Source organism: Candidatus Thorarchaeota archaeon (genome assembly GCA_013388835.1).
GTDB lineage: Archaea > Asgardarchaeota > Thorarchaeia > Thorarchaeales > Thorarchaeaceae > JACAEL01.
On the sequence record JACAEL010000059.1, the window covers coordinates 1 to 9,708 of the forward strand.

General features: G+C 55.1%; 7 protein-coding genes. 2 read left to right on the forward strand and 5 right to left on the reverse strand.

Annotation, left to right across the window (positions count from 1 at the left end):
• The first annotated feature begins 206 nt into the window (after positions 1-206).
• Positions 207-1,730, forward strand: coding sequence for a hypothetical protein (locus HXY34_10180; protein NWF96494.1), 1,524 nt, complete (start codon positions 207-209; stop codon positions 1,728-1,730).
• Here HXY34_10180 and HXY34_10185 read toward each other — a convergent pair.
• The 4 genes from HXY34_10185 to HXY34_10200 all read right to left on the reverse strand — a co-directional run bounded on the left by HXY34_10185 (position 1,721) and on the right by HXY34_10200 (position 8,329).
• Complete coding sequence (locus HXY34_10185; protein NWF96495.1) at positions 1,721-2,644, reverse strand: DMT family transporter; 924 nt, start codon at positions 2,642-2,644, stop codon at positions 1,721-1,723. The genes HXY34_10180 and HXY34_10185 overlap by 10 nt on opposite strands.
• 104 nt (positions 2,645-2,748) lie before the next feature.
• Positions 2,749-4,992: a tetratricopeptide repeat protein gene (locus HXY34_10190; protein ID NWF96496.1), complete on the reverse strand. Its 2,244-nt coding sequence runs from the start codon at positions 4,990-4,992 to the stop codon at positions 2,749-2,751.
• A 319-nt stretch (positions 4,993-5,311) separates the two neighbouring features.
• Complete coding sequence (locus HXY34_10195) at positions 5,312-5,737, reverse strand: hypothetical protein (GenBank protein ID NWF96497.1); 426 nt, start codon at positions 5,735-5,737, stop codon at positions 5,312-5,314.
• A 12-nt stretch (positions 5,738-5,749) separates the two neighbouring features.
• Positions 5,750-8,329 carry a penicillin acylase family protein gene (locus tag HXY34_10200; protein NWF96498.1) on the reverse strand — a complete coding sequence of 860 codons (2,580 nt, stop codon included), beginning with the start codon at positions 8,327-8,329 and terminating at the stop codon, positions 5,750-5,752.
• A 399-nt stretch (positions 8,330-8,728) separates the two neighbouring features.
• Here HXY34_10200 and HXY34_10205 point away from each other — a divergent pair, with 399 nt between their 5' ends.
• Positions 8,729-9,148 (forward strand): nuclear transport factor 2 family protein, encoded by a 420-nt coding sequence (locus HXY34_10205; protein ID NWF96499.1) that lies wholly within the window; start codon positions 8,729-8,731, stop codon positions 9,146-9,148.
• Here the strand turns inward: HXY34_10205 and HXY34_10210 are convergent.
• Positions 9,145-9,708, reverse strand: a 564-nt coding sequence (locus tag HXY34_10210; GenBank protein NWF96500.1) for an alpha/beta hydrolase, incomplete at its 5' end; no start/stop codon positions are given. The genes HXY34_10205 and HXY34_10210 overlap by 4 nt on opposite strands.

The window sequence follows — 9,708 nt, forward strand, 5'->3', positions numbered from 1 at the left end:
ACCCTACTTGTCGCGCTCTCGCGTGACAGTATGCCCCACGATTGCGCATCCCTCTTATATAACCTGTCCTCATCGAGCATACCGGGCCTGCCGCCAGCGACGAGTGCTCATCGACTTGCGGTGCCTCTCTCACGAATCCGAGAACTGGGCCGCAAGAGGTAGGCTATTATGCTTCTGCGGCTGAGATTCCAGATGCTGAGGTTGCATTGAACACTCGACGAGAGCCTACCGCGGTAGACAGCTTCATGGTAGTGGTCTTCATTGTCTTCCTTGCAGTCAACCTCTATCTTGTGTTCTCTGGTTACGCTTGGCACGTCCTCACCCCGAGCCACTTCCACTTGTGCATTGAAGTGGTGACTCCAATTGTAGTGCTGCTGTCAGGGAATGTGTTCACTTTCGCCGTGGTCTACTATGGACAACTGAGGACTGTTCGGAGTATTATGGTGCTGTGCATTGCATCTAACATGGCCTTGCTCGCTCTGCTCTATTCCGTTACTCATCCAGTATTCGAAGACTGGTTACCTGTTCTTGCTGACCGAAACCGCAACATGAATGTCGTTGTGGTTTTGGGTCTGAGTCTGATGCCTCTGCCTCTTGCAGCCTCCCTTTCTGCAGAGAAGGTTGCAACACCGCGGGTCAAGACCGCATACCTCCTCTACGGTGGCGTGCTGATTCCTCTGACTGCGCTTGCGTGCGTGTTGAGTCCCTCGCCCCTTTTCATTGTGATTGGTCCCTCAGGCGGCCTTGCTGGTCTCACGGCGATAGGCTGGGTTGTCGTGGTCGTGATAGTCTCGACAGCCGTGGCCTCAGTCCTCTCGTACTCCATCAACTACCTTCGAACACGCGACTGGCTGTCTCTGTGTTTCGCCCTCGCAACCGGGATGTGGACATCTGCAGCACTTGTCCTCGTTGTGCTGTGGAATCCATTTCAGGTGGCGGAGGTCCTCTGGTTCTGCGACCTCGCGTGTGGAATGGGGCTCGTCGCGATCACAATGATGGTACATGCTATACTCGAACCCTTCAGTGCAATGGAGCGAGAGATTCAGAGCCGCACAGTGGACCTTGAGAAGTCCAATCGAGAGTCTGAGTTCTATCTGCTGTCGTGGGCACACAAGGTTGGCAATCTGATCCAGGGGGTAATGCTTCATCTCGAGCTGGCGGCGGAGGCCAGAAGGACTGGTTCGAACCCGTCAGACTCGGAGCTGGCTGCTGCCGAACTCAGTGCAGAGGCAGCTCTCATCAACAGGCATGTTGCATGGTTGGCTCAAGTCAAGTCGGCTGCTCGGCTCCCCCTCGAGGCAACAGACCCCCGCGGCGCTATTGCTAATGCCTGTAGTACTGTCTCCAGTATGCTCTCTGTTGACCAGTACGCATGTGACGTCACCGGAGATGACGTCAGTGTCCTTGCGGACTCGAACCTATCCTTGTTAGTGGCTACCGTGCTGTACCTCTGCTTGAAGAACTCGGAAGACCCGTCCAAGCCGCTGGGCGTGCGGATTGAGCGACGTGGGGATAGGGTGCGTGTCAGCTTTCTGACCGGAACTCCCGAGATTGTGAGGCGATTCACAGAAACGCTGGAGGCGCAGTCACACCAAGGCTTGTCCACTGTGAATCTTGATGTCTACATGTCCAGCCTGCTCTTGGAGAGGTACGGCGCCCATGTCGACAAGTCCGGTCTTGACTCTGGCGAGTTGACATTCGTGTTCATCGCAGCTGATGGTCACAAATGAGATGCCGGCTTTTCCTGCTCTGCACGGCGAGGGAAGTTCACGACTGTCACACCAATCACTACGAGCATGAGCCCCACGAAGAAGGTCCAGTATATTGGTTCCTGCTGTATCAGTGCGGAAACAAGCGTACCCGACACTGGAGTGATACTCACGAAGATGCCTGCCCGTGTCGGTCCGACCTTGTCAATGCTCTTGAAGTAGAGGAGGAAGCAGGCAAATGCACTGACTCCTCCCAAGTAGAGGACTGCCAGCCACAGGATGGGGTCCATCAGTCCGGGCAGGGCCCAGAAGGATTCTGCCATAGCGCCGACAGAGAGCATGAGCGTTCCGATGACGATTCCCCCGGCGGTCATCTCGAGTGGCGGCATCCGCTTCATCGCCACCTTGCCCAGCGTCGAATAGACGGCCCACAGAACAGTCCCCAATAGGAGTATCAAGTTGCCTACGAAATAGTCGAGGTTGAAGTCGAGCAGAGACTGTACCCCAATGACGAAGATGACCCCAATGAAGGCAATCACAAACCCCGCGTACTTCCACGCATGGTCCAATCGCTCCCTCAGCATCACATAGGCTGTGAGACTCATCATGAACGGGATAGACCCATCTAGGATTGCCCCTTGTGCTGCAGTGCTCAGTCTCACGCCCACAAGTTCGGCGATCTCAAAGCCCAGAACTCCGACCGCGGCCATGACCGCAAGGATTCGGAGGTCGGAACGCTTGTACCTGTCGTGCGGCATACTGCCAGTGGCTGACATGTAGGCGAGGAAGAGTGCTGAGGCGACGGACATCCTGAGGAACCCAATGGAGAAGGGTGGTGCCACTTCCACAGCTATGTCCTTGGCAACCCACGAACAACCCCAGAGTATCATCGTCACTGTGAGGTACACATAGTATCGGACCGGGGTTCCTGACACATTGGTCTGCTCCAGCTGTCACAGTCGCACCTGTCACGCATAAAAAGGCACACGTTCGACAACAATTGAGATGCGTGCTTGTCCGTGAGGTATCGCCATTGTCGTCATGTGCGGGTCCGTTCTTTGAGCGATGGGAACTCAGAGAGGACCAGTGATAGTGCATGGGCCGAGGTCTCTTCGGGGACTGACTTGAGTGAGAATGCCTCCAGCTTGGAAAGCAGTGCTTGCAGTGACTTCTGCACAAGATATCCGGGTCTGTTGCAGAGTGCGATTGCCAGGAAGCCTTCGCTTCGCTCCACGACAACACTACCAGTCTTCCCCGTGAATGACTCGGTTTCGTCTTCTGCTCGCATCATGCGCCATGTGTCTGCAACGCCCTGTATGTATGCACCATGAGTATCTGAGGCAATCGACGGGTCAGTGAAGAGATGCTCGAAGGAGTGTCTCGAGTCGGACAGCCACATGGCTAGCACGGTGGCCGGCGGCACAACAGTCCTCTCTTGAGACCTCCTTGATGCGAACCTTCGGAACATTGACCGGATTGTCGATTCTGACTCGCGCGGGCCGGCCTGACTGCGAAGAGTTTCAAGCTGTTCCCTCGCTTGCTCCTGAAGGGCCTCAAAGTTGTATTCTTCCGCCAGCCGCAGCGCTTCTTCAAAGTGTGCTTTGGCCCTGTCCCGTACCCCACTGTGCAGAGCAATCATTCCCTTCATGATTGACAGACGGCACATCTCTGGATAGTAGTCTGCCTCAAGAGCCAGAGTTCGAACGAGGTCAAGATGCCTGTAGACTGCGGAGAGGTGCTCCGGACGTCGGGTGTTCGTGTACAGCGAGAAGTAGGCCTCTGCTGCTCTCAACTCAAGGTCCTTTGCATTCTCTGACATCTTGTGTTCCGTCGTGATCTTCAGCTGATTCTCAAGGTTGAGAGCGAGTGCCTCCCAGTTTCGGTCCAGCTCAAGTTGGATTGCATCCAAGTCTTGGATGAAGAGTTTCCCTTGAGGTGTGGCCATGAACTGCCCACCAGGGACGTTCTGTCTTAGCCATTTCAACAACGTCCTTGATTGAGTATTTCCTGCAACGGCCTTGAGGATTGTCAGCAGTGAGACTCTCAAGTCCGTCGCAACACCCTCCTGCGCTAGTGCTTCTTGAGCCATGCGCCTGGCGTCTTCGTACCTCCTAAGCTCCAGCAATGACTCTGAGATGTTGTTCTGTAAGGTCACCTTCAAGTAGAACTCGGATTGTGTGACCGGGTTTGCGTAGGCCTCCTGCTGCAGGGCTAGCGCCTCCTCAAACTTGCCCTGAACGGTCAGGATGATGGCCATGTTTATGGCAAAGATGACCTTGGCTCGTTCTTCCTGTAGGCTCTTCGCAGCGTCGAGTCCCACCTCAAGGACAAGCAGGGCTTGCCTCAGGTCTCCCAGTTTTCTCAACACGCTGGAGTACATGTTACCTATCAGCGTGAGCATCTCACGGTTCCCCACTATCTGCGCGAACGTGAAGGCGGGCTCTATCATATCACGGCTGGCAGTCATCTTGCCCTGCCTCAACAGACCGAAACCGTAGTATGACTGAGCCACAAGTAGTGCTGTCTTCGCTGCAATGGATGGATGCGACTTGTATCTATTGACCGATGATTGATACATGTCCTCAAGCAACTCGAAGGCGGCCAGTCTTGTAAAGACCTCTGCCTTGGCCATGATCACCTCGAACTGTATCAGCTCATCTTCCTTTGACATGTCGAGTGTCTTGGCATCTTCCAGCACGCTTCTGTCAGACGACCTCGCCCGAACTCTCAGTATGAGCGGGTAGACCCATGACTCACGAGACACATGAAATGACGACAGGAGGTCCATCCTTCCAGTGATGAAGGCCCACTTCGCCCAGAGAAACTCGAGCAGTCTGCTATTCGGGTTTGCACGTCTGAGCTGGTCCAACGCTGCAAGTGTATCGACCGGTGTAGCAGTACTCTGCTGCTCGACGGCATTCATCACCTTCAGGTCTTCTTGAGATGCTAAGGACAGGTAGGACCGTATTTCCATGGGCAACTGTGCCAGTACAGTGTCAGACCTGCGAGCAGCAGCTGATGGCCCCGACTTCTCTTCATAGCAGTCCTTGTGTGCCCTGTACTCCCCTCGTTCGTCCACCACTACAACATTGACGTGAACAGCATTGCTCGGGGTCTCATGCGCGACTCTGACTGTGAAGAGATGTCCAATTAGAGGATTGCCGGACTCTGACTTCTGCTCATAACTGTTGGGATCATCCAGACTGAAGGTCACAGATGCACCACACATCCTGCAAGAGAACTCAGTCATCTCAGTCACAACCTCCTGCTTCTCTCGTGGCATGGGTCTGCTGCACTCTATCGGCGGCGGCATTGCCTTCAGATTCACTCCCAATCACGGGCATACTGTCAACGCCAATGGTTCTGTCGGAATGACGTGCGTGCTCGCGCGTGGAAGTACACAGGACTCTCTTCATGGCTCTTGAAATGGACTCTCCCCACTGATAATAAGCATATTCTGAGTGTCACGCCTGTGACAGCGTGAGAGACCTAGGACCATAGCGGCAGCACTTGGATGCGTGTCCCTCCTCCGGGAATACGTGTGACAGGCCAGTTCACGGGGTGCCTCCGACTGGTATTGGATTCGCAGACTGTCGGGTGGTCTACCCGGAAGGCGGCTGTGCCTGATGTCCTGGATAAGCGACTGAGAGTCCGTCTATTAGCTCGACGAGCGATCTGACAAGCAAAGCACCAAACCCTCCGAGCAGAGCTCCCAGCATGACGCTTATCATGATTGGCAGCCAGCCGAGTCCTGAGAGGCCCAACAGACTGGCAAAGAGACTGCCGACACGAAGTGCATCCGCCGTGACTACCAAGTAGGCGAAGAGTGCGCTCCATGCGATAGCAATTCCAAACAGTCCCGCCGCAAACGCACGTCTGTGGTCTCTGAGGAAGAGACCCGCGAGCCCTCCGGCAATCACCATGGTCAGCCAGACGCCGCTCAGCTCCAGTACCGCTCCAATCACTGTCACTACGATGGTCGTTGGAATCAGCTTCATGCTGGGGATTGTGTCATCTATCTTCTTCACAGTGTCATCACCTCAGGGTATGAATATGGCCGTCCTCTCTATCATCACATGCGCAGAGTCTGCTGTTCTGAAGGCATCGGGAGTCGAGTAGAAGTACATCTGATGGTATCCATACTGCCCGGTGGCCTCATTGTACGCATACCAGAGGTTGAACAGGTCGTCCCAGTGTGGACTGAACATGTTGCCGCTCTGCCCACCCGGATAAACGCCGTATGAGGCGCCGATATCGCTGAGGTCTGCGACCATTCTCCAGGACGGACCGCTCCTGACCGTCCATCCGTTTGCTGCATTGAGAGTGTTCTGGCCCCGGCATGGTCCTCCACCTATGTAGACCGCTCGTCCCAGTGCGACATGGTACAGGTACACCCTGTGGTATAGACCATATGCCCACTGAGTGGTGTCCGATGTTCCGGTTCCAAGTGTCGTGTCATCAAGCGCGCGATGCAGGGCTCTAATGACAATGTCACTCAGGGACTCGACCCTGTCGGTCGTGCTGTGATCGTCGATGTAGTAACTGGTGTTCTCTTTCAGTACCCGCTCCAGTATTGGAGAGCGCGGTGCGGGAAGACCCGGGTCCTTTGCAAAGACCTCGTCGAACACCTCTGACACGAGAGCACTACGAAGATACATCCAGAAGGTCGGGGCTATCTTGTCTGGGTTCATCACGTAGTCCCAGTCACGTAGCCAGTCCACGGTATTCTGCACGCTCTCATTTCCGTCACCGTGTGCGTCCCATGCGGCGACCACGAACGGGACAATCTCCGCTGCCCTGAGTTCCAGCGAGTCTGCCTGGAACCGCTTCATATCATCGACCGTCACGCTGGCGTCACTGGCCAGAAGACTGTTGATCCTTCTGCCCCTGTAGCCGTCGTCGAAGGGCCCCAGTAGTGCGTAACCATATGATGAGGGCGATATCGGTCTCTGGTTCGCAGACTGTAGGTACCCTTGAGAGGGGTTGACCGACCGTGGGTTGTATGCATACGGGATGCTTCCCACCATGCCCACTGAGTCGTTGGTCGCTGTGACTGGATACGCACCCGTATAGCCAGCTCTCACGGGAAACCTGCCGGCAACGGTGATGGCGATGTTGCCATCATGATCGGCAAACACAATGTTCTGAGGTGGGCTGTCCCAGTAGTACAGCGCGTCGAAGTAGTCTTGGAGGTTCTCCACCCGGTTGAGTTTTGCCAACGCCAGAACCTCGTGAGTGACTCCACTACCGGTCCAGTTCATCGCCACATAGGCAGGACCGCCATAGGTGTACTCGACTGAGTCTATGAGAGGGCCGTGAACCGATGAGAGCACTCTGAAGGGTACGACACCTGCTCCTCTGACCACGATGGGCTCGTCAATCACATCAAACGCTCTGTACTGGCCGTTGTACAAGTACTCGCTCGAATTGCTCGGGTTCAGCTGTTCGACAAAGAGGTCCAGCACATCTGCACCCACGTTTGTGAAACCCCATGCTGCTGTGGCAGTGTGCCCCAGAAGGACACCCGGCGTCCCGGGTAGGGTCACACCGCTGACCTCCAGCTCGCCAGGCACGACAATGTGGGCCTCGTACCACAGAGACGGTGCTTGTAGCGACAGGTGCGGGTCGTTCGCCAGAAGGGGCAGACCTGTGGACGTCCTCGAACCGCTCACAACCCAGTTGTTCGAGCCGACGGTCTCAAGGTCTCCAAGCAGGTTGGGCACCATGCTTATCATGTCAAGCAGGCCGGTCAGTTTGTCGCTGGGTATTGCCGCCTCGGGCAGCGTTGACTGCAGGGCGGTGGGCACGGCAGCTGGAGTATATCCGCCTGGAGCGTTGGGGTACTCGATGATGCTCAGATTGGTCTGCTCTGGGATGATTGGCACATTGTATGGCATGACGTCAGGATAGAGTTCGGCATACATCGTGTCGTTGTCCAGCGTGGTCCTGACCCATTGACGCAGGAGGTCGTAGATGCCTCCAGACAGACCCCACGTCATTGCCTTCGTCCACAGGAAGACATCGTGGCGCGTCCAGTGTGGTGGGGTGATACCAAGGAGCTTGAACTCGATAGGAATGTCTGCAGTCGTCATGCTGTCAATGTACAGATTCACGCCTCTGACCTCGGCGTCAATGATGTTCAGTGCGTACGCCACATCAGGGTCAGTTGCACTCCGCTCGACATACCAGTCAAGGGTTTCTTGAGCAGAACGTGCGAGTCCTATGGTCCGGTAGTACTTGTCAGAGGCCAGACTGGCAGCGCTGGGCCCCGTCATCTCACTCAGCCTGCCTGATGCATACATGTTCTGCACGAACATCTGGAACAGTCGCTCCTTGGCATGGAGGTATCCAAGTGCCATGAACGCGTCTTGCGATGTACTGGCGTAGATGTGAGGTATGCCATGTCTATCGAACACGACCTCCACGGAGGACGTCAGACCCTGTAGTCTGATTGTCTGATTGAGGGGCTGGTTGACAATCCGACCGTAGTCGAAGATGCCTCCGATGGGTTGAAGCACTCCCAGTCCACCACCTAGAAGACTTATCGGAGTTGTCATCAGCACGATGATCGCTACCGTGCCACCAAGCGACAGGACGAGTCTGACTATCTTCTTTCTCATGCCAATCATCTTCCACTAAGACATGCGGTTGCTCTTGATATGCGCCGCCGAACTTAAGGATTCGGGATTACGTGTGAATGCTGGTCCGTTCTGTGTTCGTTGCGCAGGATGGTATCTCTTACCTCGCAGATACTGATGCTGGGCCGCCAGAACCGATGCGGTGGCCTGTCTGCGCCTCAGAGCAATTGTCAGAGGAAGCTCAGCAATACTGTTCGACACGACTCCTCATGTCCCCTGCATTAGTCTGTCGCGTGGGTCGTGTGGGTTGTTTCTCGATGCCGCAGTACGAGTCTTCTGTCAGTCGTGCCGGGAGATAGGTTTATGTCGTTCAGCTCGGGTGCGGGGTCAAACGACCACGCGTGTTAGTGGCGAACTCACCAACAATACCATGCGGTGGAGATATTGGCAAGCAGATACAAGGACCTGTTCAGATTTGCCAAAGACTGGCTGGATGCATGGACTGGCAATGACCCCGAATTCCTGTTGAGCTTCTATACTGATGATGCTCTCTACGTTGACCCTGCGAACCGTAATGGACTGAGAGGAAAGGATGAGATCCGGTCCTACTTCGTCCGCCTCCTAGATGTCTATCGCGACTGGACGTGGGTGCCTCTCGAAGTCTTTCCCATAGAGAAGGGCATGATAGTGAAGTGGAGGTGTCAGATACACATCCCCGAGATTGAGACCATCGAAGAGACCGGCGTTGATATAGTCGAGATTCGCGACGGAAAGATATCCCGAAACGAAGTGTACTTTGATCGAAGTCGCCTTGTTGAGGTGGTCCAGGCTCGGAGAAGAATGCACCGACTCATATCCTAGGTCTCCGTGACTCTGGATAGCCAAGAACCCACGATCTCATTGAACTCGGTTGGACGCTCAAGCATCACACTGTGACCTGCACCGCTGACTATCCGCAGCTCAGAGCCTTTGATCCTGTCATGCATGTACTTCGCATACTTGACTGGGGTCATCAGGTCCTCCTCGCCCACTACTATGAGTGTTGGCAAGGATATCTCATTCAGCCTGCTCATCACATCAAACTCGTTACAGACTGTGAAGTCTCTCATGATGACATCGGGACGGCACTTTCTGACCTCAGCCTGTGACGCCTCTATGAGTTTCGAAGACGCACCCTTGGCGAACATGTATTCTGCGAGCGCTTCCACATAGGCTTCGGGATTGCTCGACAGCAGGTCGAATATCAGCGGGTTGACCCTCAAGCGCGCCCCGGTGCTGACCAAGACGATGCCCCTAAGACGCTCCCCCTTCTCCAGCGCGTAGAGAAGAGTGAGAGAACCCCCCATGGAATGCCCCATGAGTACGGGTCGGTTGAACTGAACGACCACCGAGTCGACGTCTTGAAGGTATGAGCGTGTCAC

What these genes read in the sequence shown, in the direction of transcription:
- HXY34_10190 (NWF96496.1), bottom strand. Translation starts at nt 4,992, where the DNA reads ATGCCACGAGAGAAGCAGGAGGTTGTGACTGAGATGACTGAGTTCTCT.
- HXY34_10200 (NWF96498.1), bottom strand. Translation starts at nt 8,329, where the DNA reads ATGAGAAAGAAGATAGTCAGACTCGTCCTGTCGCTTGGTGGCACGGTA.